At 70.3% G+C, this 25,912-nt stretch carries 22 protein-coding genes; 11 read left to right on the plus strand and 11 right to left on the minus strand.

Annotation, left to right across the window (positions count from 1 at the left end; all coding sequences use genetic code 11):
* Nucleotides 1-41: 41 nt before the first annotated feature.
* From ADL29_RS07245 to ADL29_RS07260, 4 genes are all read right to left on the minus strand, one after another.
* On the minus strand, nt 42-521 hold the full coding sequence (locus ADL29_RS07245; protein ID WP_053922891.1) for an NUDIX domain-containing protein: 480 nt from the start codon (nt 519-521) through the stop codon (nt 42-44).
* Nucleotides 522-818: 297 nt separating this feature from the next.
* Complete coding sequence (locus ADL29_RS07250) at nt 819-1,949, minus strand: cystathionine gamma-lyase (protein ID WP_053922892.1); 1,131 nt, start codon at nt 1,947-1,949, stop codon at nt 819-821.
* A complete protein-coding gene (locus ADL29_RS07255; protein WP_245689209.1) occupies nt 1,946-2,446 on the minus strand; it encodes a low molecular weight protein-tyrosine-phosphatase in 501 nt (166 codons plus the stop codon). Before ADL29_RS07255 ends, ADL29_RS07250 begins: the two co-directional genes overlap by 4 nt.
* A 151-nt stretch (nt 2,447-2,597) precedes the next feature.
* On the minus strand, nt 2,598-2,975 hold the full coding sequence (locus ADL29_RS07260; RefSeq protein WP_046927028.1) for a phage holin family protein: 378 nt from the start codon (nt 2,973-2,975) through the stop codon (nt 2,598-2,600).
* Nucleotides 2,976-3,023: 48 nt separating this feature from the next.
* Here ADL29_RS07260 and ADL29_RS07265 point away from each other — a divergent pair, with 48 nt between their 5' ends.
* The 4 genes from ADL29_RS07265 to ADL29_RS07280 all read left to right on the plus strand — a co-directional run bounded on the left by ADL29_RS07265 (nt 3,024) and on the right by ADL29_RS07280 (nt 5,376).
* Nucleotides 3,024-3,341 carry a cupin domain-containing protein gene (locus tag ADL29_RS07265; protein WP_046931011.1) on the plus strand — a complete coding sequence of 106 codons (318 nt, stop codon included), beginning with the start codon at nt 3,024-3,026 and terminating at the stop codon, nt 3,339-3,341.
* Between the two features lie 209 nt (nt 3,342-3,550).
* Nucleotides 3,551-3,775 (plus strand): DUF5326 family protein, encoded by a 225-nt coding sequence (locus ADL29_RS07270; protein ID WP_053922893.1) that lies wholly within the window; start codon nt 3,551-3,553, stop codon nt 3,773-3,775.
* A gap of 297 nt (nt 3,776-4,072) precedes the next feature.
* Entirely contained in the window at nt 4,073-4,849 is a 777-nt protein-coding gene (locus ADL29_RS07275) for an IclR family transcriptional regulator (RefSeq protein ID WP_053922927.1), read from the plus strand.
* Between the two features lie 104 nt (nt 4,850-4,953).
* The gene (locus ADL29_RS07280) at nt 4,954-5,376 is read left to right on the plus strand and encodes an SsgA family sporulation/cell division regulator (RefSeq protein ID WP_046927025.1); all 423 of its coding nucleotides are present in this window, start codon (nt 4,954-4,956) and stop codon (nt 5,374-5,376) included.
* 32 nt (nt 5,377-5,408) lie between these two features.
* Here the strand turns inward: ADL29_RS07280 and ADL29_RS07285 are convergent, their stop codons facing one another.
* Nucleotides 5,409-6,773 (minus strand): YibE/F family protein, encoded by a 1,365-nt coding sequence (locus tag ADL29_RS07285; RefSeq protein WP_053922928.1) that lies wholly within the window; start codon nt 6,771-6,773, stop codon nt 5,409-5,411.
* A gap of 236 nt (nt 6,774-7,009) precedes the next feature.
* Between ADL29_RS07285 and thiC the strand changes: the two genes are divergently transcribed.
* Entirely contained in the window at nt 7,010-8,818 is a 1,809-nt protein-coding gene (gene thiC, locus ADL29_RS07290; protein ID WP_046927023.1) for a phosphomethylpyrimidine synthase ThiC, read from the plus strand.
* A 122-nt stretch (nt 8,819-8,940) separates the two neighbouring features.
* Here thiC and ADL29_RS07295 read toward each other — a convergent pair whose 3' ends face one another.
* The 3 genes from ADL29_RS07295 to ADL29_RS07305 form a co-directional block, all read right to left on the minus strand.
* Nucleotides 8,941-9,867: a G protein-coupled receptor family protein gene (locus ADL29_RS07295; protein WP_053922894.1), complete on the minus strand. Its 927-nt coding sequence runs from the start codon at nt 9,865-9,867 to the stop codon at nt 8,941-8,943.
* A 213-nt stretch (nt 9,868-10,080) separates the two neighbouring features.
* Nucleotides 10,081-11,193 carry a metallophosphoesterase gene (locus ADL29_RS07300; protein WP_425424208.1) on the minus strand — a complete coding sequence of 371 codons (1,113 nt, stop codon included), beginning with the start codon at nt 11,191-11,193 and terminating at the stop codon, nt 10,081-10,083.
* A 281-nt stretch (nt 11,194-11,474) separates the two neighbouring features.
* A complete protein-coding gene (locus ADL29_RS07305; RefSeq protein WP_046927020.1) occupies nt 11,475-12,575 on the minus strand; it encodes a LacI family DNA-binding transcriptional regulator in 1,101 nt (366 codons plus the stop codon).
* A 393-nt stretch (nt 12,576-12,968) separates the two neighbouring features.
* On the opposite strand from ADL29_RS07305, the gene hisC reads away from it, so the two are divergent.
* Entirely contained in the window at nt 12,969-14,048 is a 1,080-nt protein-coding gene (gene hisC / locus ADL29_RS07310; protein ID WP_046927019.1) for a histidinol-phosphate transaminase, read from the plus strand.
* A gap of 66 nt (nt 14,049-14,114) precedes the next feature.
* Here the strand turns inward: hisC and ADL29_RS07315 are convergent, their stop codons facing one another.
* Nucleotides 14,115-14,483, minus strand: coding sequence for a cyclophilin-like fold protein (locus tag ADL29_RS07315; RefSeq protein ID WP_053922896.1), 369 nt, complete (start codon nt 14,481-14,483; stop codon nt 14,115-14,117).
* Nucleotides 14,484-14,689: 206 nt separating this feature from the next.
* On the opposite strand from ADL29_RS07315, the gene ADL29_RS07320 reads away from it, so the two are divergent.
* The 5 genes from ADL29_RS07320 (at nt 14,690) to ADL29_RS07340 (ending at nt 23,936) form a co-directional block, all read left to right on the plus strand.
* Entirely contained in the window at nt 14,690-16,198 is a 1,509-nt protein-coding gene (locus ADL29_RS07320; protein ID WP_053922897.1) for a cytochrome ubiquinol oxidase subunit I, read from the plus strand.
* A 9-nt stretch (nt 16,199-16,207) separates the two neighbouring features.
* A complete protein-coding gene (gene cydB / locus ADL29_RS07325; RefSeq protein ID WP_053922898.1) occupies nt 16,208-17,257 on the plus strand; it encodes a cytochrome d ubiquinol oxidase subunit II in 1,050 nt (349 codons plus the stop codon).
* A gap of 13 nt (nt 17,258-17,270) precedes the next feature.
* A complete protein-coding gene (cydD, locus tag ADL29_RS07330; RefSeq protein ID WP_053922899.1) occupies nt 17,271-20,831 on the plus strand; it encodes a thiol reductant ABC exporter subunit CydD in 3,561 nt (1,186 codons plus the stop codon).
* A gap of 162 nt (nt 20,832-20,993) precedes the next feature.
* Nucleotides 20,994-22,670, plus strand: coding sequence for a sensor histidine kinase (locus ADL29_RS07335; RefSeq protein ID WP_053922900.1), 1,677 nt, complete (start codon nt 20,994-20,996; stop codon nt 22,668-22,670).
* Nucleotides 22,671-22,814: 144 nt separating this feature from the next.
* Nucleotides 22,815-23,936 carry a M23 family metallopeptidase gene (locus tag ADL29_RS07340; RefSeq protein ID WP_157878410.1) on the plus strand — a complete coding sequence of 374 codons (1,122 nt, stop codon included), beginning with the start codon at nt 22,815-22,817 and terminating at the stop codon, nt 23,934-23,936.
* Between the two features lie 34 nt (nt 23,937-23,970).
* On the opposite strand, the gene ADL29_RS07345 is transcribed toward ADL29_RS07340, so the two are convergent.
* Together ADL29_RS07345 and ADL29_RS07350 are read right to left on the minus strand one after the other, a co-directional pair.
* The gene (locus tag ADL29_RS07345; RefSeq protein WP_053922902.1) at nt 23,971-24,858 is read right to left on the minus strand and encodes a Cof-type HAD-IIB family hydrolase; all 888 of its coding nucleotides are present in this window, start codon (nt 24,856-24,858) and stop codon (nt 23,971-23,973) included.
* 90 nt (nt 24,859-24,948) lie between these two features.
* On the minus strand, nt 24,949-25,857 hold the full coding sequence (locus tag ADL29_RS07350) for an LLM class flavin-dependent oxidoreductase (protein ID WP_053922903.1): 909 nt from the start codon (nt 25,855-25,857) through the stop codon (nt 24,949-24,951).
* Between the last annotated feature and the right edge of the window lie 55 nt (nt 25,858-25,912).

Raw genomic sequence — 25,912 nt, forward strand, 5'->3', positions numbered from 1 at the left:
GCCAGGGCCCGCCTCGCGGTCTCTACCCCTGACCGTCGGCTTCAGCCCAGGTCAGGTGCATGCATCGCCCGTACGCCCTCGATGTTGCCGTCGAGATAGTGCCGCAGCGAGAGCGGTACGACCTCGACGGAGGCGATCCCGACCCGGGTGAAGGGCACCCGCACGATCTCGTAATCCCCGCACGGCTCGTCGACCTCGGGGCCGTGCCGGCGTGAGGGATCCATCGAGTCCAGCCGGCAGACGAAGAAGTGCTGCACCTTCACACCGTCCACGCCGCCATCGCTGAAGTGCTCGACGGTGTCGACGAAGACCGGCACCACGTCCTTGACCTTCGCCCCCAGCTCTTCGTCCAGCTCACGGTGGAGCGCCTCGACGACGGTGGCGTCCCCGGGCTCCACGCCGCCGCCCGGAGTGATCCAGTACGGGGCCCGGCCCGGCTTGGTGCGCTTGATCAGTACGAGGTCCGCGTCGTCGAGCAGAATCGCGCGGGCGGTGCGTTTGACGACTGGCCGTACTGTCATAGGGGACAGATGCCGCAGTCATGGGCCGGTGAAACCCGTGCCGCAGGACGCGCTCTTCCTGAAGTTCCCCCGCGCACCAGCTCAGGGCCGTCCGCAGCCGCCACTCATGCGCAGCGAAGTCCGTCCTGTCGCCGGCGTGATGGGGCGCCGCCGATCGGCCAACTGGCCTTGTTGCAGCGGTTAGTTTCACGTGAAACACCGCACTGGTTGGTTTCACGTGAAACACCGGGTCCGGCGGGGTGGCGAGGGGAATATCCGCCGACCAGTTCCCTCGAGGGCTCCGGCAACTGGTCCGGTTCAGCCGATCTGCTGCGCCATATCCAGTGCCCGCACGACGTCCGCGATCAGATCCTCCGGCTCCTCGATCCCGACCGAGAAGCGGATGAACCCCTCGGCTACCGCGTCGCCGCCCCAGCGGGCGCGCCGCTCGGCGGTGGACCGTACGCCGCCGAAGCTTGTCGCGTCGTCCACCAAGGTCAGCGCGGCCAGGAACCGCTCCGCATGTGCCTTGTCGGGCAGCGTGAAGGAGACCACGGAGCCGAAGAGGCCGGGACGCATCTGCGCCGCGGCGAGCCGGTGGGACGGGTCGGAGGGCAGTCCGGGGTGGCGCAGGCCGGTGATCTCGGGGCGGCCGGCCAGTGCCTGGGCGAGGGCCAGCGCACCCGCCGCCTGCTGGCGGACGCGCAGCGCGAGGGTGGCCAGCGAGCGGTGCGCGAGCCAGCTCTCCATCGGGCCGGGGATCGCGCCGACCGTCTTGCGCCACAGCCGTACGGCATCGGCCAGCGCAGCGTCGCGGGTGCTGGCATATCCGAGCAGGACGTCGCCGTGTCCGGTGAGCGCCTTGGTGCCGCTGGCGACCGAGAAGTCGGCGCCGAGGTCCAGCGGGCGCTGGCCGAGCGGGGTGGCAAGGGTGTTGTCGACGGCGACCAGGGCACCGCGTGCATGCGCGGCGTCGGCCAGCCGCCGGATGTCACAGACGTCGAGGCCCGGGTTGGAGGGTGTCTCGATCCACAGCAGCCGGGCGCCGTCCAGCTCGTCGAGCTGCGCGTCGCCCGCGGTCGGTGCCGTGCGGACCTCGATGCCGTAGCTCTCCAGACGGTCGCGGACGGCCGGCAGCAGCTGGTAGCCGTCGTTGGGCAGCACCACCGCGTCACCGGCGCGCAGCTGGGAGAAGAGGACGGCGGTGATCGCCGCCATGCCGGAGGCGAAGGCGACGGTGTGCGCGGGCTCCTCCGGCGATTCGAGTTCGCCGATGGCCTGTTCCAGCCGGGACCAGGTGGGGTTGGCCTCGCGGCCGTAGGTGTACGGGCCGACGGCGTCGCCGGGGAGGTGGAAATGGGCCGCGAAGACCGGTCCGGGGAGGGACGGTTCGTAGGCCGCGGGCTCGGGCAGCCCGGCCCGTACGACGCGGGTGCCGTCGCCCGTCATGCGTGCTCCTTTGCCTCTGGCGTGGTGCTGAGGGAGAGGGACGTGTCCTGGGTGCCGGTGGCGACGGCGTCGCGGACCGCGTCCAGGAGGCCGTCACTGGCCTTCTCGATCATCTCCAGGCATTCCTCGAAGCCTTCGAATCCGCCGTAGTACGGATCCGGCACATCGAGACCGGGCTCTCCGTCGGGCGCCGCGTCGGCCGCGTACGAACGCAGCAGACGGAGCTTGGCGGTGTCCTCGCGGGTGGGGGCCAGCCGGCGCAGTGCGCGCAGATGACCGGAGTCGAGCGCGATCACCAGATCGCGGTCGGCGAACCAGGAGGCCTGGAACTGCCGGGCGGTGTGGGTGTGGTCGTAGCCGCCCGCGCGCAGTACGGCGACCGTGCGTGGGTCGGCTCCGTCGCCCTCGTGCCAGCCCCCGGTGCCCGCGCTGTCGACCTCGACCAGGCCGTCGAGCCCCTCTTCCGCGATACGGGAACGGAAGACGGACTCGGCCATCGGTGAGCGGCATATGTTGCCGGTGCAGACGAAGCAGATACGGAAGGGGGCGTTCACAGGGGCCAGTCCTTGTCGGGGCGGTTGTCGTCGTCGGAGGGTCCGGTGGTCGGCCGTTTGTTGGCCGTTCGTTGGCCGGTGGGGCCTGGGGCGGTCAGTCGTCCTCGGGGAGGATCATGTGCATCGCCCAGGAGACGATGGAGATGATCACGCCGCCGAGCACCGCGGTCCAGAAGCCGTCCACATGGAAGGCCAGGTCGAATTTTCCGGCGAGGAAGGACGTCAGCAGCAGCATCAGTGCGTTGACGACCAGGGTGATCAGGCCGAGGGTGAGGATGAACAGGGGGAAGGACAGCAGCTTCACCACCGGCTTGACGATGAAGTTGACCAGCCCGAAGATCAGCGCGACGAGGACCAGCGTGAGTATCTTGCGGCCGGTGTTGTCGCCGGTGAGCGTGATGTCCTTGAGCAGCCAGATGGCCACGGCAAGCGCCGCGGCGTTGGCGATCGTCTTGACCAGAAAATGCTTCATGGTGAGATCGTCGCAGACGACTCCGAATCCTCGAGGGGTGCGAACGGCATGAAGGCCTTCAGACTGGATGAGCTGGAAGCGGAGCGGGCTGCGAACGACGGCGCGTATCTGCAGTTCATCCGGGAGCGCAACATGTCGGTCGGGCTGTATGCGCTGGATGCGGGCAGCATCGATCCACAGCAGCCGCATGCCCAGGACGAGGTGTATCTGGTGGTCAGCGGGCGGGCGGCGATCACCGTCGGCGAGGAAACGCAGTCGGTGGCGCGCGGCAGCGTGGTCTATGTGCCGGCCGGGGTGCCGCACAAGTTCCACCACATCAGCGAGGACCTCCGGGTCATGGTGGTCTTTTCTCCCCCTGAGAGCTGAGAGACGGGCCCCGAACCCCTAAGGGTCGGATCAGGGAAGTACCAGGGCTGCGGAGTCCCCGCGGCAGGCTTCGGCGACCTAGCATCGTTGGTACAGGGGGACCGGAGACACGCCAGGCGGCGGTACGCGCGGCGTGCGGACGGTGCCATGGACGCGACAGACGATGACGCGAGACCGACCGAGACCGACAGAGAAGGCAGGGCAGAGCAGTGGCTGGTAAGGGGATATTCGCAGGGCTTCCGTGGTGGGTCACATGGGTTGTGGTGCCCGTCGTCGTGATCGTGGTGTTCGGCGGACTGATCGCCACGGCGGTCGGCATTCTGATCGGCCTGCTGTTCAAGATCCTCATAGCGGCCGCGCTGATCGCCGGAGTCATCTATCTCGTACGCAGGTTCAGCGGATCCTCGTCGTCCTCGTCGAAGAGCGACTGGTAGGTCAGGGGTCACCGGCCGTGCGGCTGGCACCGCCCGACCCGGCCGCCCCTTCGGTTGCCGTCCGTCTCCGCTCGACCCCCCGTCCGACCTCGCCCCGCTCCGGCCCTTGGAGCGGGGCGACGTTCGTTCACCGGGCGCGCTCACCGTCACGCGGCGCCGGATCCGATCACGACGTGCGCCAGGTGAGTTAACTCAAAGGCTTTCGCCCTGCCGCCCGCACCGCCGCAGCTAGAGTGCGGACCGCAGGCGTCTTCCGGACGATGATGTTCCGGAAAACTGCGGGTCCTGGGGGTGGCGTTGGCAGTCGGGAACGGCGAATCCGCTTCTCGCCCCACCCTGATCGGCTCGGTGCAGCGTGCGCTCCGCCTGCTGGAGGCGGTCGGCGCGCATGTCGGCGGAGCGCCCGCCAAGCAGCTCGCCAGAGAGACCGGACTGCCGCTTCCGACGACGTATCACCTGCTGCGGACCCTGACCCACGAGGGCTATCTGCGCAGGGAGAACGGCCTCTTCGTCTTCGGTGAAGCGGCCGAGGCCATCGGGCAGGCCGGGGCGCGGCGCCGACGGCGCACCCAGATCGCCGAGGCGCTCGCCATGGCCGGCCGCGAGCTGCGGGCTGCCGTCTACTTCGCCGTCTACCGGGAGGGTGAGGTGGAGGTGGTGGCCGTCTCCGACGACCCGGAACGACCGCCGGTCGAGGAGTGGGCGGACTTCCGTGCCACCGCGCACGCCCATGCCATCGGCCAGTGCCTGCTCGCACAGCTCGACGATGCGACCAGGAGGGAGCATCTGGCCCGCTACCCCGTCCAGTCCGTCACGCCGTTCTCGGTACGGACCGAGGACGACCTGCTGCATCGCCTGGACACGGTGCGTCGCGGACATGTCGCCTATGAACAACAGGAATATGCCTTGGGCACCGTGTGCTCCGCCATTCCCGTACAGGTCGGCTCGGCGGTCGCGGCGCTAGCGGTATCTCTCCCCGCCCACGAACTGCATCGATTGCGTAACGTGACAGACCGACTACGAACAATGGCGGAGGCGACACTAACGACACTCGCGTTCTCTATCAGTATCTGAAAACTCACTCCTTGTGATCTGCTTGCATGTGACAGACGATGGCGTCAATAGGGCTTGTGGGGATGTTTCCCGGCCATCTCCGATCAATTGCGGGGCAGTGGTTGATGACCGACACAGTTCAGGCAGAAGTGATCATGAGCTTCCTCGTTTCCGAGGAGCTCGCGTTCCGGATCCCGGTACAGCTGGATTTCGACATCGCGGATCCGTTTGCCGTCCGTTTCACTTTCGATCTCCCCGGCGATATGCCCGTGACCTGGGTCTTCAGTCGTGAGCTGCTGCTGGACGGGCTGAGCCGGCCGTCCGGCGAGGGGGATGTACGCATCGAGCCGTCGTCCGGGGAGCACCTCGGTGACGTCTTCATCAGCCTCCAAGTGGGCGCCGAACGGGCCCTGTTCCGGGCCGGCGCACCGCCGCTGGTCGCCTTCCTGGACCGTACGGACCGGCTGGTGCCGCTCGGCGAGGAAGAGGTGTGCGACACCCTGGAGGCCGTACTGGACCGGATTCTCGCGGAGGCTCCGGCCGGCTGACACGGGGCCGGGCTGTCCGCCGGTCCCGGCCGTCACCGCTTACGGCGTCGGCCGCGTGCACCACGCCGCCCGGCCCGGCCGCCCGCGTCGGCCGGGCCGGACGTATCCGCAGCGGACCCCGGCGTTCCCTGGTCCCGGCGGTCCGCCGAGACCACCAGCGCCGCCAGCAGCGTCGTCAGCGGCACCGATGCGACCAGCCCGATGCTGCCCACGAGCGTGCGCACGATCTCCTCCGCGACCACCTCGCTCGTGGCGACCGTACCGACGCTGCTCTGCGCGATCGAGAACAGCAGAAGCAGCGGCAGTGCCGCGCCCGCATAGGCCAGCACGAGGGTGTTCACGACGGACGCGATGTGATCCCGCCCGATGCGCATCGCCGCGCGGTACAGCTTGCGCCAACTCGCCGACGGATCCGCCTCCTTGAGCTCCCACACCGCCGCGGTCTGGGTCACCGTCACATCGTCGAGCACACCCAGCGATCCGATGATGATCCCCGCCAGCAGCAGACCGCGGATCTCGATGTCCGGGTAGAGGCCGTGCACCAGGCCGGTCGTGTCGTCCGTATTGCCGGTCAGCAGCGCCCATTCGATGAACACCGAGCCGAGCAGGCTGATCAGCAGCAGTGACGCGAGCGTGCCGAGCACCGCCACCGACGTACGGGCCGTCAGACCGTGGCACAGATAGAGCGCGATCAGCATGATGGCGCTGCCGCCGACGACCGCCACCACCAGCGGATTGGACCCCTGAAGGATGGCCGGCAGGATGAACAGCGTCAGGACGACAAAGCTGGCCGCCAGCGCCACCAGCGCGAGCACCCCACGCAGCCGCCCGACAATCACGACCGCAAACGCGAAAATGCCGGCCAGTACCCACATCGGGAGGGTCCGGTCGACATCGGTGACCGAGTACTGCAGATCCTTCGGGGCCTTGGGGGAGTACGCCACCACCACGCCCTGGCCGGTCGTGTAGTGCCGCAATGCGTCCGGCGTCACCACCGTCTGGAAGGTGCGCCCGGCGTTCTCCCCGGTGGTGACCCTGATCGTCGCCTGCTGGCAGTCCTTGCCCTTCGCCGCTCCCCCGGGCGGCGGCTGCCCCTGCGTTGCCGGTGGCTGCTGCTGCGGCTCGGCATGCACCTCCGCGCAGTCCACCTCCTCCACCTTGATCACCCGGGCCTGCTCCGTGGGCTGGTCGAAGCCGACCCCGGACGGCTTGTGCGGCGGTGCGCCGCCCGGCCACAGCACGACCAGACCGATCACCACCGCGGCGGCGAACGGGATCAGAATTGCCGCGATGACCTTGCGTAGATGACGGGAGACCGGCGCGGCCGGCCCATGACTGTGGGCGTGCGAATGTGCCACGGAGTGGTGATGGTGCTCGGAAGGGCTCACGGCCCGCATCATTGCAAGAACTCCTCGGCTCTCCGCCAAGAACTCCCGGGGCCCCCTGTTCACCCCGCCGCGTCGGCCGCTACCGTGGTGGCACCTTTGCAATCGCGGGAGCTCGGAGCACCGGGCTGAGAGGGCGCTGACCTTCGTCCCAGCGACGTTTCACGTGAAACGTCGGCGGACGGAAGCCGCTGCGTCGACCGCCGAACCTGTTACCGGGTAATGCCGGCGTAGGGAGTTGGGTCTTTATGACTCTGCAGGATGCACGCACGCCTGAAAACGCTCAGGACGGCAGCCAGAACGGTGCCGACGACAGCGGCCGGCCGCTGATCGGCTGGCACAAGGGCTATATCTCCGGTTCGCGGCCCGACCTTCGGGTCCCCGTCCGGAAGGTGCACCTCACCAACGGCAAGGACGTGACGCTCTACGACACGTCCGGGCCGTACACCGACCCGAACATCGACACCGACGTCCGCCGCGGCCTGGCGCCGCTGCGGGAGAACTGGATCATCGCCCGAGGCGACACCGAGGAATACGCGGGCCGGCCCATGCGGCCGGAGGACGACGGCATCAAGCACACCGCGCCGCGTGGTGGCCTCAGGAACCTCGACGCGGTCTTCCCCGGCCGCCCGCGCCAGCCGCGCCGCGGCCGGGGCGGCGCGGCGGTGACCCAGCTCGCCTACGCCCGGCGCGGCGAGATCACCGCGGAGATGGAGTACGTCGCCCTCCGCGAGAACGTCAGCCCCGAGTTCGTACGGGACGAGATCGCGGCCGGCCGCGCCGTACTGCCGGCCAACATCAACCACCCGGAGATCGAGCCGATGATCATCGGCAAGAACTTCCTGGTGAAGGTCAACGCCAACATCGGCAACTCCGCCGTCACCTCCTCCATCGAGGAGGAAGTGGACAAGATGACCTGGGCCACCAAGTGGGGCGCCGACACGGTCATGGACCTCTCCACCGGCCGCAACATCCACACCACCCGCGAGTGGGTGCTGCGCAACTCCCCCGTCCCCATCGGCACCGTCCCCCTCTACCAGGCCCTGGAGAAGGTCGACGGCAAGGCCGAGGAGCTGACCTGGGAGATCTACAAGGACACGGTCATCGAGCAGGCCGAGCAGGGCGTCGACTACATGACGGTGCACGCCGGTGTGCTGCTCCGCTATGTGCCGCTCACGGCCCGCCGTAAGACCGGCATCGTCTCCCGGGGCGGCTCGATCATGGCCGCCTGGTGCCTGGCGCATCACCAGGAGTCGTTCCTCTACACGCACTTCGAGGAGCTCTGCGAGATCCTCGCCTCCTACGACGTCACCTACTCGCTGGGCGACGGCCTGCGCCCCGGCTCCATCGCGGACGCCAACGACGAGGCCCAGTTCGCGGAGCTGCGCACGCTCGGTGAGCTGAACACCATCGCCAAGCGGCATGGCGTACAGACGATGATCGAGGGCCCGGGACACGTCCCGATGCACAAGATCAAGGAGAACATCGACCTCCAGCAGGAGATCTGCGAAGAGGCGCCGTTCTACACGCTCGGCCCGCTGACCACCGACATCGCGCCCGCCTACGACCACATCACCTCCGGTATCGGCGCCGCGATGATCGCCTGGTGGGGCACCGCGATGCTCTGCTACGTCACGCCCAAGGAACACCTGGGCCTGCCGGACCGCGACGACGTCAAGACGGGCGTCATCACCTACAAGATCGCGGCGCATGCGGCAGACCTCGCCAAGGGCCACCCGGGCGCGCAGGACTGGGACGATGCCCTTTCCGATGCCCGGTTCGAGTTCCGCTGGGAGGACCAGTTCAACCTGGCCCTCGACCCGGACACGGCGCGCTCCTTCCACGACGAGACCCTGCCCGCCGAACCGGCGAAGACGGCCCACTTCTGCTCGATGTGCGGCCCGAAGTTCTGCTCGATGAAGATCAGCCGGAGTATCACCGAGCAGTTCGGCGGCGAGGCGGACTCGACGCCCGAGGAGATCGAGGCCGGAATGCTGGAGAAGTCCAAGGAATTCGCGGCCAGCGGGAACCGGGTGTATCTGCCGCTGGCGGACTGACGCCTGCCGACGGATACGTGTCGCGGACACGGACCGGGAGCCGCCCGCACCGGCGCCGCCCCGAGGCTTCATGCCTCCGGGCGGCGCCACTGCGCGGGTGACGGAGAGAGCGGGACGGGCCCCTACTCCGACGTTCCGCCGCCTGATGCCGACCCCGCACCCGATCCCCCGTACTCCGGACTTGTGAAGTCCGGGCTGGAATATCGCGGACGCGACCCCGCCGAGCCGCTGTCCGGGCTCGAGAACTTGGGACGGGTATAGCCGAGGGTGGGCATGCGGTGCTGGGGGGCGGAGGCGGGGCGGGGGATGTAGGGCGTGGGGTCGGGGCTGGGGTCGGGGTCGCTGAGGGCCTCGCGGAGGAAGGGCAGGAGGCCGCGTTCGAGGAGGGCCTGTCGCCAGGCGTCGCGGGCGCGGTCGAGGTCTGCCATCCGGAGTTCTTCCGCTCTGGTGGCGCGGGAGGATGTCGAACCGTTGCGCAGAGCGGTGATGACGAGTCCGGCCATCGCGACGAGCGAGCCCGCCGCCGTCAGGGCCGCGAATATCCAGCCGACGCTGATCAGCGGCTGAGCCATGGCCTTGTCGGGGCTGACGGCCCGCAGAACGTAGCCGATGAGCAGGAAGAGGACGGCGGCGATGCCGGCGAGGACCGGGACCAGGACGGCGATCATGGCGGCCAGACCAGCGCCGGCCGTTTCCGTGGTCTCGTCCATGGGCGAGGCATCGCCCGTACCGGTGGCCAAACCTGTCGCCTCGTCGGCCGCGTCGTCCTCCGCCGCGCTGCCCGCACCGGCCCCCGACGGCGCCGCCGCAGGTGCGCGCAGGGCGGTGCGGAGCTGGACATAGCGTTGGTATTCGGCCGTCGCACAGGCGGCGATGGCGGTGGTGGCGCTGAGGGCCATCGTGCGCAACTGCTCGGTGCCGAGGGGCTTTCCCGCGGCGGAAGCGAGGCCGTCCGGGTGCTGTCCGGCGGTGCGCAGGGCCTCATCGAGGAGCCGCGCGAATTCCGCGCGGTCCTCGTTCAGCAGGTGCGGAGCGCTGTTCATGTGCATCCCCCGATGCTCCGTAGGGCCGTACCGGCCGGCTGGGCCGGGCAGTGGGCGGAAACGGAGGAGAGCCTGCTACGGATAGCCCGATGGTAGAGCGCCTCCGGCACGGGGTGACAGTGAGTTTGCGGAATTTGCGTAATGCCGCGACCGGAATCCGCCCCACCCGATGGCCCGCCGCCCGCCCATCGGCCTGGCGTACGTCTGCCCCGGGAGCGCTCAGCCCGTCAGGGGGAGTTGCACCACCAGCAGCTTTCCGGCCATCGTGACGCCGCCGTCCATCGCGATGGCGAGCCCGTCGGCGTAGACATGCGGGCCGTCGACGGCGATGCCGTCGCCCTCGCCGTCCTCGGTGCCGACCTCACCCAGCAGATACGGAATCGGGCTGTGGCCGTGCACCACGCGCTCGCCGCCGTAAGCGTTCAGGAGCTCGCGTACGGCCTGCGAGCCGGCCTCGTCGCGGAAGGCGAAGCGCTTGGTGAACTTGCGGAACAGATCCCAGACTTCGTCGGCGTCGCTGCGGGTCAGCACGTCGTGGACGGTGTCGTTGACGGCCTCGATCGAGTCGCCGTATTCGAGGTAGGCGGTGGTGTCGGAGTGCACGAGCAGATGCCCGTCCTCCTCCATCACGGCGTCCAGGCGGGCCATCCACTGCAGGTGGTGGTCCTCCAGGCGGTCCATGTCGGACTTCTGGCCGCCGTTGAGGAGCCAGGCGGCCTGGAAGGAGGCGGTGCCGGCCCCGGACTGGACGGGCGTGTCGCCGAATCGCTTGGCGCCCAGCAGCAGGAGTTCGTGGTTGCCCATCAGGGCCTTGCAGTAGCCGCCGGCCGCCGCGGCCTCGGCGGAGAGCTGCATGACGAGGTCGATGACGCCGATGCCGTCCGGACCGCGGTCGGTGAAGTCGCCGAGGAACCACAGGCGGGCGTTGCCGGCCGCCCAGTGGCCATCGGCGTCGATCAGCCCCTCGGCGGCGAGCGCCTCGCACAGCTCGTCGTAATACCCGTGGACGTCGCCCACGACGAAGAGCGGACCCATGCCCTCGGGCGCGTCCTGGTCGGCGGCGGTCTCGGTCGCCGGAAGGAAGTCCGCGGCCGGGCGGTCGATCAGGGTGTCGGTGCGGCCCGCGCCGATGACCGGGAGGTCGCGTGCGGTCGGCGTGTACTCCTCGGGCAGCTCGATGGGTGCGGCGGGGGGCGGCACCAGTGGCGGCGCGGTCGGGGGCCCGGCGGGCAGATGGACCGGCGGACCGACCGGCGGCATGGGAGGCGGGCCCGCGGGCGCGCCGGAGTGAGGTCCGGGCGGCACAGCAGACACCGGAGTTCGTCCCGCCATGGTCCACACCATGGGTCCCTGACTGGCCCCCTGAGTCATCGACCCCTCCACCGTCGCGCCGCCGTGCACCTCTCGGACCTTGCCTGGTCGACGGCGGTCCGCGGTGTCGTGCGCCCATCATAGGAATGCCGGTCGCAGGTTGTGACGCACCCGGGGTGATCAATCAGCTGCAGCCCGGCGTTCGCGGCTGATTTCTCCCGGGATCACCCCGTTTTTTCCTGACCGAAGGAGGCGCGTGGGCGGCGATGTTACGCGTGATTCGCCGTGTGACGGCACACGCCTCAGGCGCCGGCCGGTCCCCGTGGGGGGCTGACGGTGGTCCGCGCCGAGCGCCGCTGGGACGAGGTCCGCACGATCAGGTCGGTCGGTATCACCTGTTCGATGGGCAGGCCGTTGTCGAGACCTTCGATGGCGTCGATGAGGATCTGGACGACGGCGGTGCCGATGCGGCGGGGTTTGAGGGAGAGGGTGGTGATGGGCGGCTCGGTGCTGGCGTAGACGGTGGATTCGCTGCAGCAGACCAGCAGCAGATCCTCGGGAACGCGCAGGCCGTAGCGCCGGGCGGCGGCGAGCAGGTCGGTGCCGTTGGGGTCGAAGAGACCGTAGACGGCGTCGGGCCGGTCGGGGCGGGCCAGCAGCCGGTCGGCCGCGACGGCGCCCGCGCAGGGGTCGTGTGCCGGGTACGACTCGTACACCGGGTCCTGCCCGACCCGCTCGCACCAGTGCAGATAGGCGGTGGTCGACAGCCGGGTGTAGGTGTCGGTGGTGGTGCCGGTGAGCAGACCGATGCGGCGGGCGCCGGCGTCGGCGAGGTGGTCGAGCAGCCCGAGTACGGCGGCCTCGTGGTCGTTGTCGACCCAGCCGGTGACCGGCAGGGCACCGCCGGGGCGGCCGTCGGAGACGACGGGGATGCCGTGCCGGACGAGTTCGGTGACGACGGGGTCGCCGTCGGCGGGGTCGATGACGACGGTGCCGTCCAGCGCGACGTTGGACCACACGTCGTGGCGGGAGGTCGCGGGCAGGATGACCAGCGCATAGCCGCGGGCCAGCGCCGCGGAAGTGGCCGCTCTGGCCATCTCCGCGAAATACGCGAACTCGGTGAAGGTGAAAGGTTCATCCCCGTACGTGGTCACGGTCAGGCCGAGCAGTCCCGACTTGCCGGTACGGAGGGTGCGGGCGGCGGCGGACGGGCGGTAGCCCAGCCGGTCGGCCACCTCGCGGACATGGCTACGGGTGGCATCCGGAAGCCGGCCCTTGCCGTTGAGCGCGTCGGAGACAGTCGTGATGGACACACCGGCTGCGGCGGCCACGTCCCGGATGCCCGCCCGTCCCAGCCGGCGACCGGTCGACCGGCTCACCTGGTGCTTCCCTGCTGCTGTCATGGCGAGCCGATAGTAGGGCTCGGCAGGGCCATTCGCGGGGCCCTGCCGAGGCTTGTTAAAAGGTACGTTTCTGCATGGTGACTCTTCATCAATTTCCTTTGAAATCAAGGTAGTTGATGTCCAGGGTGATCATACGGGGGGACTTTCATGGTCCTTGCCTGTGGATCGGTCCAGGTCTCGAAGAGGTCTCAAGTCACCTTCACGGGTGATGCGCGCCAGGGCGCGAGCCACCGGCGCGCGGAAGAGTGGGGAGCGCTCCCCAGGGCCTGTGCGCGGGGTGCCGGGCGACGCCCTTGCGGCTTGGCCGGCGGGCTGGGGGCTGCCGCCGGACGGGGCAATCCTCATAAGGTGTGCAGTATTGGAGTCGAGCGGGACGGTCGAGGAGGACCTGCGGTGAGCGAGAAGACCCCGAAGCTGCGTGCTGCGCTGGACGGCATCCCCACCTACAAGCCGGGCCGGCCCGCGGCGGCCGACGGGCCCGTGGCCTACAAGCTGTCCTCCAACGAGAACCCTTATCCGCCGCTGCCGGGTGTCTTGGAGAGCGCGGTGACCGCCGCCGGCTCCTTCAACCGCTACCCGGACATGGCGTGTACGGGCCTGATGGCGGAGCTGGCCGAGCGCTTCTCGGTGCCGCTGTCGCATCTGGCGACCGGGACCGGCTCGGTGGGTGTGGCCCAGCAGCTGGTGCAGTCGACGGCCGGGCCGGGCGATGAAGTGATCTACGCCTGGCGGTCGTTCGAGGCGTACCCGATCGTCACCCAGGTCTCCGGCGCCACGCCCGTACAGGTGCCGTTGACCTCCGGCGAGGTGCACGACCTGGACGCGATGCTCGCCGCGGTCACCGACCGGACCCGGCTGATCTTCGTCTGCAACCCCAACAACCCCACCGGCACCGTCGTACGCCGTGCCGAGCTGGAGTCCTTCCTGGACCGGGTGCCGAGCGATGTCCTGGTGGTGCTGGACGAGGCGTACCGCGAATTCATCCGGGACGAGGAGGTGCCGGACGGCATCGAGCTCTACCGTGACCGGCCCAACGTGTGTGTGCTGCGGACCTTCTCCAAGGCGTACGGGCTGGCGGGCCTGCGGGTTGGATTTGCGATTGCGCACGAGCCGGTGGCCGCGGCGTTGCGCAAGACGGCGGTGCCGTTCGGGGTGAGCCAGCTGGCGCAGGAGGCGGCGGTGGCGTCGCTGCGCAGCGAGGCGGCGCTGCTGGAGCGCGTCGATGCGCTGGTGGCCGAGCGGGCGCGGGTGGTCGACGGGCTGGTCGGGCAGGGCTGGACGGTCCCCGAGACGCAGGCCAACTTCGTCTGGCTGCGGCTGGGGGACCGTACCGTCGATTTCGCGGCGGCGTGCGAGCGCGCCGGGGTGGTCGTGCGGCCGTTCCCCGGTGAGGGTGTGCGGGTGACCATCGGCGAGAGTGCGGCGATGGACCTGTTCCTGCAGGCCGCGGAGGAGTTCCGCAAGGCGCTGTAGGGCGTTGCGGGGTGCTGCATGGTGCAGCCGTTGTGCATTGAGGCCGTGGGTCGCTGACCCGCGGCCTCACGCTTTGCGTACGTGAATTGCTTCACCGGCGCGGACGGTGGCCAGTGCGCGAGGGTCGCCGTCGATGCGGCCCAGCACATTGCAGGGGGAGGCGAGCCGGGGTTCTTCGCCCCGGGATATCGGCGTGGGGCCGTACGGCAGCGCGAGGGCGTTGCCCTCGGTCCAGAAGGCGACCGTGCCGGCTTCGACGACCTGGCGGGCGTCGGCCTCCAGTGCGGGCGTGAGCCCGGTGTCGAAATAGACCTCTTCGCCCCAGGTGTGGGCGGTGCCGTCGATCGGCAGCGCCGCGAGCAGCGTCGCTGCGGTCGGTGTGTCGTCCAGGGTGGCGGTCACATGCCCTGCGGGCCAGGAGATACGGATCTTCATGGCGGCAAATTCAACAATATGTTGAAGGTGTAGGGAAGGGGCGTGCGCCGGTCGTGCAATAAGTACGGGATAAGGATTCGTACGCCATGGATTCCGGCGTGACCGCGGTCACGTACCCCCCTTATCGAAGGTCGGAGGGTCATGAGTAATAATGCTTGTGAATGTGAACGCGTTCACAAGCTCACATCCGGCAAGGAGGAAGCGACGTGGAACTGGCGTTGGCGCCAGAGACTCTGGCGCGATGGCAATTCGGCATCACGACCGTCTACCACTTCCTGTTCGTCCCCTTGACGATCTCCCTCGCCGCTCTGGTGGCCGGACTGGAGACCGCATGGGTGCGGACGGCGAAGCAGAAGTACCTCAAGGCGACCAAGTTCTGGGGCAAGCTGTTCCTGATCAACATCGCGATGGGTGTGGTCACCGGCATCGTCCAGGAGTTCCAGTTCGGCATGAACTGGTCCGACTACTCGCGGTTCGTCGGTGATGTCTTCGGCGCCCCGCTCGCCTTCGAGGCGCTCATCGCGTTCTTCTTCGAGTCCACCTTCATAGGACTGTGGATCTTCGGCTGGGACAAGCTGCCCAAGAAGATCCACTGCTTCTGCATGTGGATGGTCTCGATCGGCACCATCCTGTCCGCGTACTTCATCCTCGCCGCCAACTCCTGGATGCAGCACCCGGTCGGCTACAAGTACAACGCCGCCACCGGCCGCGCCGAGCTCACCGACTTCCTCAAGGTGCTCACCCAGGACACCACCCTGGTCGTCGCGTTCCACACGCTGACCGCCGCCTTCCTCACCGGCGCCGCGTTCATGGTGGGCATCTCCGCGTATCACCTGATGCGCAAGAGGCACATCAAGGTGATGCGGACGTCGCTGCGCCTCGGCCTGATCACCCTGGTCATCGCCGGTCTGCTCACTGCGGTCAGCGGTGACGAGCTCGGCAAGGTCATGTTCAAGCAGCAGCCGATGAAGATGGCCGCCGCCGAGGCGCTGTGGGACAAGGAAGAGCCGGCGCCGTTCTCGGTCTTCGCCTACGGCGATGTCGAGAAGGGCCACAACACCGTCGCCATCGAGGTTCCGGGCCTGCTCTCCTTCCTCGCGCACAACGACTTCACCTCGCCGGTCCCCGGCATCAACGACGTCAACAAGGCCGAGCAGCAGAAGTTCGGGCCCGGCGACTACCGGCCCAACATCCCGGTCGCCTACTGGGGCTTCCGCTGGATGATCGGCTTCGGGATGTCGTCGTTCGCCATCGGACTGGCCGGGCTCTGGCTGACCCGTAAGAAGTTCTGGCTGGCGCCGGGGCTGCGGACCGGCGACGAGGAACCACCCCGGCTCGCCGTCACGAAGAACAAGGAGCTCGGCGCCCGCCTGAGCAAGTGGTACTGGTCGCTCGCCTTCCTCACCCTCGGCTTCCCGCTGATCGCGAACTCCTGGGGCTGGGTCTTCACCGAGATGGGCCGCCAGCCGTGGGTCGTCTACGGCGTGCTGCGCACCTCCGACGCGGTGTCCCCGGGCGTCTCGCAGGGCGAGGTGATCACCTCCATGGTCGTCTTCACCGCGCTCTACGCGGTCCTCGCCGTGATCGAGGTCCGGCTGCTGGTGAAGTACGTCAAGGCCGGCCCCCAGGAACTGACCGACTCCGACCTCAATCCGCCCACCAAGATCGGCGGCGATCCCTCGGACGCCGACCGGCCGATGGCCTTCTCGTACTAGGAGGCGGCAGTGCAACTCCATGACATCTGGTTCGTCCTCATCGCCTTCCTCTGGACCGGGTACTTCTTCCTCGAAGGGTTCGACTTCGGGATCGGCGTGCTCACCAAGCTCCTCGCCCGCGACCGCAGCGAGAAGCGCGTACTGATCAACACCATCGGCCCGGTCTGGGACGGCAACGAGGTCTGGCTGCTCAGCGCGGGCGGCGCGACCTTCGCCGCCTTCCCCGAGTGGTACGCCACCCTGTTCTCCGGCTTCTACCTGCCGCTGCTGCTCATCCTGGTCTGTCTGATCGTGCGCGGTGTCGCCTTCGAGTACCGCGCCAAGCGGGCCGAGGAGAAGTGGCAGCGCAACTGGGAGACGGCGATCTTCTGGACCTCGCTGCTGCCCGCCGTCCTGTGGGGCGTCGTGTTCGGCAACATCGTGCACGGCGTGAAGATCGACGCGCACAAGGAGTACGTCGGCGGCGTCCTCGATCTGCTCAACCCGTACGCGATCCTCGGCGGACTGGCCACCCTGACGCTGTTCACCTTCCACGGGGCGGTGTTCGCCTCGCTCAAGACGGTGGGCGACATCCGGGAGCGGGCGCGCAGGACGGCGGCCGTCCTCGGGCTGCTGGCGGCCGTGGCCGCGGTCGCCTTCCTGGCCTGGACACAGGTCGACAAGGGTGACGGCAGCAGCCTGATCGCCATGATCGTCGCGGTGGTCGCCCTGCTCGCGGCGCTCGGCGCCAACCGGCTCGGCCGCGAGGGATGGGCGTTCGCGTTCTCCGGGATCACCATCGCGGCCGCGGTCGCCATGCTGTTCCTCACGCTGTTCCCCGACGTCATGCCGTCCACGCTGAACGAGAGCTGGAGCCTTACGGTCGGCAACGCGTCGTCCAGCCCCTACACCCTGAAGCTCATGACCTGGTGCGCCGGGATCGCCGCGCCCCTCGTGATGCTCTACCAGGGGTGGACGTACTGGGTGTTCCGCAAGCGGATCGGTACCCAGCACATCGCCGACGCGCACATTCCCGACACCCACGTCTCCGACACCCACGCTCCAACGCCTGCCAGCTGACGGAGGGTTTCACGTGAAACCGATCGACCCGCGCCTGCTCCGATACGCCCGCGCCACCCGCCTCTTCCTTGTCGCGGTGGTGGCCCTCGGGCTGGCCGGAGCGGGGCTGGTCGTCGGCCAGGCGATGCTGATCGCCGAGATCGTGGTCGGTGCCTTCCGGCACGGTCTCGCGCTCGGCGCCCTGACCACACCGGTCGCACTGCTCGCCGCGGTGTCCGTCGGCCGGGGACTGGTCTCCTGGCTCACCGAACTGGCCGCCCACCGCGCGAGCGCGGCGGTCAAGTCCGAGCTGCGGATGCGGCTGATCGAACGGGCGGCCCGGCTGGGGCCCGGCGCGGGCGCGCCGGCGATGCGTACCGGCGAACTCACCACCCTCGCCACCCGCGGCATCGACGCCCTCGACGACTACTTCGCCCGCTATCTCCCGCAGCTGGGGCTGGCGGTCGTCGTCCCCGTCGCCGTACTCGCCCGTATCGTCCTGGGCGACTGGATCTCGGCCGCGACGATCGTCGTCACCCTCCCGCTGATCCCGCTGTTCATGGTCCTCATCGGCTGGGCCACGCAGTCGCGGATGGACCGCCAGTGGCGGCTCCTTGCCCGCCTCTCCGGCCACTTCCTCGATGTCGTCGAGGGCCTGCCCACCCTCAAGGTCTTCGGCCGGGCAAAGGCCCAGGCCGCCGCCATCCGCGCCATCACCGGCGAATACCGCCGGGCGACGCTGCGCACCCTGCGGATCGCCTTCCTCTCCTCCTTCGCCCTTGAACTCCTCGCCACCATCTCCGTCGCCCTGGTCGCCGTCGGTATCGGCATGCGCCTGGTGCACGGTGAACTCGATCTCTACACCGGCCTGATGGTGCTGGTCCTCGCGCCCGAGGCGTATCTGCCGCTGCGGCAGGTGGGCGCGCAGTACCACGCCGCGGCCGAGGGGCTGTCGGCCGCGGAGGAGATCTTCGCGGTGCTGGAGACACCGCTGCCGGTGCCCGGCACGGCGCCCGCGCCCGAGGGCACCGCGCTCACCGTCGAGAACCTCGTTGTCCGCCACCCCGGCCGCACCGCCGACTCCCTCCCCGCGACCTCGTTCGAGGTCCGGCCCGGCGAGACCGTCGCCCTGGTCGGCCCCTCGGGCGCAGGCAAATCCACGCTGCTGAGCGTGCTGCTCGGCTTCACCGCACCCTCCGAGGGCCGGGCCCTGGCCGACGGACACGACATCGCGTCCCTCTCCCCCGAAAGCTGGCGGCAGCGGATCTCCTGGGTCCCGCAGCGCCCGCACCTCTTCGCCGGCAGCATCGCCGAGAACGTACGGCTGGCACGACCGGACGCGGACGACGCGGCGGTGCGGGCCGCCCTGCGCGACGCCGGGGCGCTGGATTTCGTCGATGCCCTCCCCCACGGCGCGGCCACCCGCCTCGGCGAACTGGGCTCGGGACTCTCCGCCGGCCAGCGCCAGCGCATCGCGCTCGCCCGTGCCTTCCTCGCCGACCGCCCGATCCTTCTGCTGGACGAGCCGACCGCGAACCTGGACGGCGAGACCGAGGAAGCCATCGTCGCCGCGGTCCGCCGCCTCGCGGTCGGCCGTACGGTCCTGCTGGTCGTCCACCGGCCCGCGCTGCTGGCGGTGGCGGACCGGGTGGTGCGGCTGGCCGGGCCGGCGCGGGTACCGGACCCGGAGCCCGAGGCGCGTACGGACGCCGGCGCCGAGACCCGCACCGAAGAGGGTCCGGCGACCGCGGCCGAGCCCAACAGCCTTGAGCGGACGGATGTTTCACGTGAAACCGACCGCCCCGCACCCGCCCTGACCCGCCTCCGCCGCCTGGCCCGGACCCGCTGGACCCGCTTTGCGCTGGCCCTGCTTCTCGGGAGCCTCGCACTGGGCAGCGCGGTCGGCCTGATGGCGACCTCCGGCTGGCTGATCTCGCGGGCCGCGCAGCAGCCTCCGGTGCTCTACCTGATGGTGGCGGTCACCGCGACCCGGGCGTTCGGCATCGGACGGGCCGTCTTCCGCTATGCCGAGCGGCTGGTCGCACATGACGCGGTGTTCCGGATGCTCGCCGACGTACGCGTCGCGGTCTTCCGGCGTCTGGAGCGGCTGGCGCCCGCGGGTCTCAAGGAGCGCAGCCGTGGCGATCTGCTCTCCCGGCTCGTCGCCGATGTCGATGCGGTGCAGGACCACTTTCTGCGCTGGCTGCTGCCCGTCGGTGCCGCGGTGCTGGTCGGCGCGGGTGCCGTCGGCTTCACCGGCTGGCTGCTGCCGGAGGCCGGCGCGATCCTCGCCGCCGGGCTGTTGCTCGCGGGTGCGGGGGTACCGCTGCTCTCGGGCGCGCTGGCCCGGCGGGCGGAGCGTCAGCTGGCGCCGGCCCGCGGGGTGCTGTCCACCCGCGTCGTCGATCTGCTCACCGGTACAGCCGAGTTGACCGTCGCCGGGGCTCTTGCGTCCCGTACGGATGCGGCCCGGCGCGCGGACCGCGAGCTGACCGGGATCGCCTCCCGCTCGGCCGCCGCGGCCGGTCTCGGCGCCGGGCTCTCGGCGCTGCTGTGCGGGCTCACCGTCGCCGCGGCTGCGGTGGCCGGTGTCCAGGCCGTGTACGCGGGCCGGCTGCACGGCGTGGCTCTGGCCGTCGTCATCCTCACCCCGCTGGCCGCGTTCGAGGCCGTGGCCGGGCTGCCGCTCGCCGTGCAGTACCGCCAGCGCACCCGGCGCGCCGCCGAGCGGGTCTTCGAGGTGCTGGACGCCCCGGCGCCGGTGCGGGAGCCGGCCACGCCCGCGACGGCCCCCGAGGCGCCGTTCCCGCTGGTCGTACGGGATCTGACCGCGCGCCATCCGGGGCAGACCGAGCCGGCGCTGGACGGTGTCGGCTTCACCCTGACGGCCGGGCGGCGGCTGGCCGTGGTCGGTCCGTCCGGCTCCGGCAAGACCACGCTGGCGCAGATGCTGCTGCGCTTCCTGGACCGGGAGGCCGGTGCGTACACGCTGGCCGGGACGGACGCCCAGGCCATGGACGGCGATGCGGTGCGGCGGCTGGTGGGGCTGTGCGCCCAGGACGCGCACATCTTTGACAGCTCACTGCGGGAGAACCTCAAGCTCGCGCGCCGGGGCGGCCCGGAGGCGGCGCACCCCGGCGACCGGGACCTGTGGGACGCGCTCGGCCGGGCGCGGCTGGCGGACTGGGTGCGGAGCCTGCCCGACGGTCTGGACACCATGGTCGGCGAGCACGGCGCCCGGCTGTCCGGTGGTCAGCGGCAGCGGCTGGCGCTGGCCCGAGCGCTCCTCGCGGACTTCCCGGTTCTCGTCCTGGACGAACCCGCCGAGCACCTCGACCTGGCCACCGCCGATGCGCTGACCGCCGATCTGCTGGCCGCGACCGAGGGCCGTACGACGGTCCTGATCACCCACCGGCTCACCGGCCTCGGCGCGGTCGACGAGGTGCTCGTCCTGGACCGCGGCCGTGCCGTCCAGCACGGCGGATACGCGGAGCTGGCGGCGGCGGACGGTCCGTTCCGGCGGATGCTGGAGCGCGAGCGGGCCGTCGATGCGGCGTACGGCGACGGCCGGGCACCGGTCCGCGTCCCCGCATAAGGCATGCATGCGTCATGCCTGCACCCCGCATAACTGAACTTTCCCCGGATATGGGCCCTTATTAGGCTCGGGGGCATGGCAGCCACGGCAGGACCCCCGGACCCGGCGGACAGCGGGCACACGGAGCGCGGGGAGACGGTCGCGCCCCCGGCCCGTGACGCCATGGCAGCGGCCACCGAGGCCACCCGCAGCCTGCAGGGGCTCTCGTCCGAGCTGACCTCCCGGATCCCGCAGCTGCTGGAGGCGATGCGGACGGTCGGCGCCGGGCTCGATTTGCACATCACCCTCGACCGGATCGTGGAGACGGCCGCGGAGCTCGCCGACGCCCGCTATGCCGCGATCGGGATCATCGACGAAGCCCGCGAGGGGCTGTCGGACTTTGTCACCTACGGCGTGACCGCGCAGCAGCACCGGCGGATCGGCGCGCTGCCCGACGGCCACAAAGGCCTGCTCGGCGCGCTGATCCATGACCCCAAGCCGTTGCGCCTCGCCGACCTCACCCAGGATCCGCGCTCGGCCGGATTCCCGCCGGAGCACCCCCCGATGCGGACGTTCCTGGGGGTGCCGGTCCGGGTCCAGGGCGAGATCTTCGGCAATCTCTATCTGACGGAGAAGCGCGGCGGCGGTCAGTTCAGCGAGGAGGACCTGCACATGGTGCGGGTGCTGGCCACCGAGGCCGGTATCGCGATCGGCAACGCCCGGCTGCACGCGGCGACCCGGCAGCGGGAGCGGTGGATCGAGGGCTCGGTGGCGGTGACCACCGAACTCCTCGCGGGCAATGTCGACGATGCGCTCACGGTGGTCGCCGAACAGGCGCGACGGCTGGCCGAGTCGGCGGCCGGCATCGTGCTGCTGCCCGACGACGAGGGCGGGCTGGAGATCGTCGCGGTGTCGGCGGACGACCCCGTCGGCATCATGGGCACACAGATTCCGCCGGACAGCCCGGTGGCGGAGCAACTGCTCGCCGGTGAAGCGGTGTTCGTGGACGATTCGGCCACCGATCCGCGGATGGTGACAGCCATCGCGCCGCGCTTCGGCCCGAGCATGATGCTGCCGCTCAGGAGCGGCGACCGGGTGCTGGGCACGCTGGCGACCCCGCGCCACCGGGGTGCCCGTCCGTTCACCGCCGCCGAGCGGACGCTGGCCACCCAGTTCGCGGCGCAGGCCGCGCTGGCGCTGGTGCTGGCCGAGGCCCAGCGTGACCGCGAGCGGCTGGCGGTCTTCGAGGACCGCGACCGGATCGCCCGGGACCTGCACGACCTGGTCATCCAGCGGCTGTTCGCGACCGGGATGATGCTGGAGAGCGCGCAGCGCAGATCGGTGGTGCCGGAGGTGCAGCGGGGCGTCGGCAAGGCCGTCGACGAACTGGACGTCACCATCCAGGAGATCCGGACCGCGATCTTCGCGCTCCAACAGGGCCCGGCCGAGGCACCGTCGGGGCTGCGGACCCGGGTACTGCGCGAGATCGGCACCGCTGCCGTCCCGCTGGGCTTCCAGCCGTCGGCGAACTTCATCGGGCCGGTGGACTCCCGGGTCGGCGAGCGGACCGGCAAGAACCTCATCGCCGCGCTGCGCGAGGCGCTCTCGAACGCCTATCGGCACGCCCAGGCCTCCCGGATCGAAGTCGTCGTCGACTCGACGATCACCCTGCCGGACGGGTCCGAGGGGGTGCGCCTGACGGTGGCCGACGACGGCATCGGCATTCCGGCGGGCGGGCGCCGCAGCGGCCTGAGGAATCTCGCCAGGCGTGCGGAGGCGCTCGGCGGTTCCAGTACGTACGGGCCCGGGCTGGGCGAGGGCGGCACCGGGACGAAAGTGACATGGGAGGCGCCGCTGTGAGGGGCGGGTGCTGCGCCGTTCGGGGCGTTGGGCGGGCCCTGGAGGCCTGAGGTACGGCGATTATGGGACATTTCGGGTCAATCTCAGGCTATGCGTTCATGGGCATGCTGGAAGAAACGGGGGGTAAAGCGGGCAGGGGCGAGCGTGGTGTGCGTGTTCGTCCTGGTGGTGTCGGCGGCCGTGGGGATCACCTCGCGGTACGCCCCGGTGGCGAGCGCGGCCGCCACGGGGCGGCACCCCATCAGTGACCGCCCCGTAGCCGGTCCGGGCACGACGGCCCGGCATTCGCCCCGGCGGCGGCTGGCCGATGTGAGCCTGGAGGTGATCCGGCTGGGCGAGGCGTCGCGCAGGGCGAGCCGTTCGTACGAGTCCAGGCGCCGTGCGGAGCTGGCACAGCGGGCCGAGCGCGACCGGCTGCGCAGGGCGCTGGACCGGGTCCGGCGGCTGGCCGAGACGCTGCGCCGCCGGGCAGGCGCGATCGCCGCCGCGCAGTACCGCACCGGCAGCCTCGTCGCATACACCCTGCGCACGGCGGCCACCGAGGGCCGGAAGCCGCTGTCCAGCGTGTACGAGGAGGTGCTGCGGCGGGAGCGGGCGCTGGTGGCGCGGATGGGCACCGTACAGCGCACCGGCCGGATGCTGGCGCGCAACAGCGCAACGGCGAGCGCCCGCGCTGCGGCGCTCGCGGCGGACCGGGACCGGCTCGACCACGAGCGGGAACGGGCCGGCCGAGGTCTGGATTCGGCCCGTGACACGCTGCGGCAGCTGGCCTCGCAGGCCTCCCGGAGCGGCAACTGCGGCACGCTGCCGAGCGAGGTGTCCACCGCCGCCAGGGCCGCCGCGCCGGTGGTCGCTCCGAACGCCTCCTGGATGCGCCCGGTGGAGCACTATGAGCTGTCCGCCCCCTTCGGCGGCTCGGGCTCCCACTGGGCCTCCGGGCATACGGGCCAGGACTTCGCGGTGCCCGTCGGAACGCCCGTACGGTCTGCCGGCGGGGGCCGTATCGAGGGTCTGACCTGCGGTGACGGCTTCGGGATCAGCATGGTCGTACGGCATCGCGACGGCCTGTACACCCAGTACGCGCATCTGTCCGCGGCGCTGGCGAGACCGGGACAGCGGGTCGCCCCGGGGGAGCGGATCGCGCTGTCGGGCGATACCGGCAACTCCACCGGCCCGCATCTGCACTTCGAGGTGCGGCGGACCCCCTACCTGGGGTCGAGCGTCGACCCGGTGTCCTGGCTGCGGCAGCACGGCGTCACGCTGTGAGGGCCGACGGCCGTGCGGACGCGGTGCTGCGGCGCTAGCGGGAGTGCAGGATCCGCTCGATGACGACTGCGACGCCGTCGTCGTTGTTGGATGCCGTGCGGCGGGTGGTGGCGGCGAGCACGTCGGGGTGGGCGTTGGCCATGGCGTAGGACGTCCCGGCCCAGGTCAGCATCTCTATGTCGTTGGGCATATCGCCGAACGCCACGACTTCCGCGGGCGAGATCTTGCGCTCCGCGCAGCAGCGGGCGAGGGTGCCGGCCTTGCTGACGCCGGGGCCGCTGATCTCCAGGAGGGCGGTGGGGCTGGAGCGCGTGAAGGACGCGAGGTGCCCCGCGGCCTTACGGGCCAGCGCCAGGAAGGCATCCGGGTCGAGGTCGGGGTGGTGGGCGAGAAGCTTGAGTACGGGCTGGGCGGCGCCGTCCGGGGCCGAAGAGGCGGCGAAGTCCTCGGCGAGGAGCTTTTCCGCCGGGGCGACCACGGCGGTGGGGTCGAGGTGGAGGGGCGGGTAGCCCGGCTCGTAATGGAAGCTGCCGGTGCGCTCGACCGCGAAGGAGGTACCGGGAGCGGCGCTGCGCAGTGCGGTCACCACGTTCAGCGCGACGGTGTGTTCCAGGGGGCTGACCTCGACGATGCGGCGGCCGCGGTGCAGATCCACGACGGCCGCGCCGTTCGCGCAGATCGCCAGGCCGTGGCCGTGTACATGGTCGCTGACCACGTCCATCCAGCGGGCCGGGCGGCCGGTGACGAAGAAGACCTCGATGCCGGCCTCCTCGGCGGCGGCGAGCGCGGCGATGGTGCGGTCGGAGACCGTCTTGTCGTCGCGCAGCAGCGTGCCGTCGAGGTCGGTGGCGATCAGCCGGGTCGGCCGGTACGGAACGACCGGCTCGGGCACCGAGGGCGGCGTGGCGGAGGCGTCAGTCACGGGGCCATCTTCGCCTACCGCCACGCACAGGTGTGCGCTGGGGCGAGCGCCTGAGCCCCCAGGGCGCCGGGGGCAAGCGCCCCCTTCCCCTCACCCGAGCTGCGCGGGCGCCTCGGTGGCGATCCGCTCGAACACCTTCTGGTCCGCTGCGAAGACGGAGTCCGGTATCGGCGCATGGATGACGATCTCGTGGAAACCGAGCGCGATATGCCGCCCCGCGAAGTCCACGAACGCGTCGAGGGACTCCAGAGGACGGCCGCCGTCCGGTGTGAAACCGGTGAGGAAGACCTTGTCCAGCTCGGCGATGTCCCGGCCGACCTCCACGCACTCCTTCTCCAGCTTCTCCAGCTGGCTCTGGACGGCGGCCAGCGAGTCCTCGGGCGTGCCCGTCGCAGAGACCTTGGGGTCGCCGGTCGTCACCCAGGCCTGGCCATGACGGGCGGCGAGCCTGAGTCCGCGCGGCCCGGTGGCGGCGATGGCGAAGGGAATACGGGGCCGCTGCACGCAGCCGGGTATGTTGCGCGCTTCCTCGGCCGAGTAGTAAGTGCCCTGGTGGGAAACCGCGTCCTCGGTGAGCAGCCGGTCGAGCAGCGGCACGAACTCGCCGAAGCGTGCCGTCCGCTCGCGCGGGGACCAGGGCTCCTGGGCGAGCGTGGTCGCATCGAAACCATTGCTGCCGGCACCGATGCCGAGGGTGATCCGGCCGCCGGAGATGTCGTCGAGGGTGATCAGTTCCTTGGCGAGGGTGACCGGGTGCCGGAAATTCGGCGAGGTCACCATCGTCCCCAGGCGCAGCCGCGAGGTGGCCGTCGCGGCGGCGGTCAGCGTGGGAAGGGCGCCGAACCATGCCTGGTCGCGGAAGGACCGCCAGGCCAGATGGTCGTAGGTGTAGGCGGCGTGGAAGCCGAGCTCTTCGGCGCGCTGCCACTGCTCGCGTCCGCCTTCGTGCCAGCGGCGGACGGGGAGGATCAGGGTGCTCAGACGGGGGGAAGCGCTCATGCCGTAGAGCGTACGGGGAGGTCCGTAAAGCCCGGAGTGACTTCGGTTACGGAGC

The sequence above is a fragment of the Streptomyces chattanoogensis genome (assembly GCF_001294335.1).
GTDB lineage: Bacteria > Actinomycetota > Actinomycetes > Streptomycetales > Streptomycetaceae > Streptomyces > Streptomyces chattanoogensis.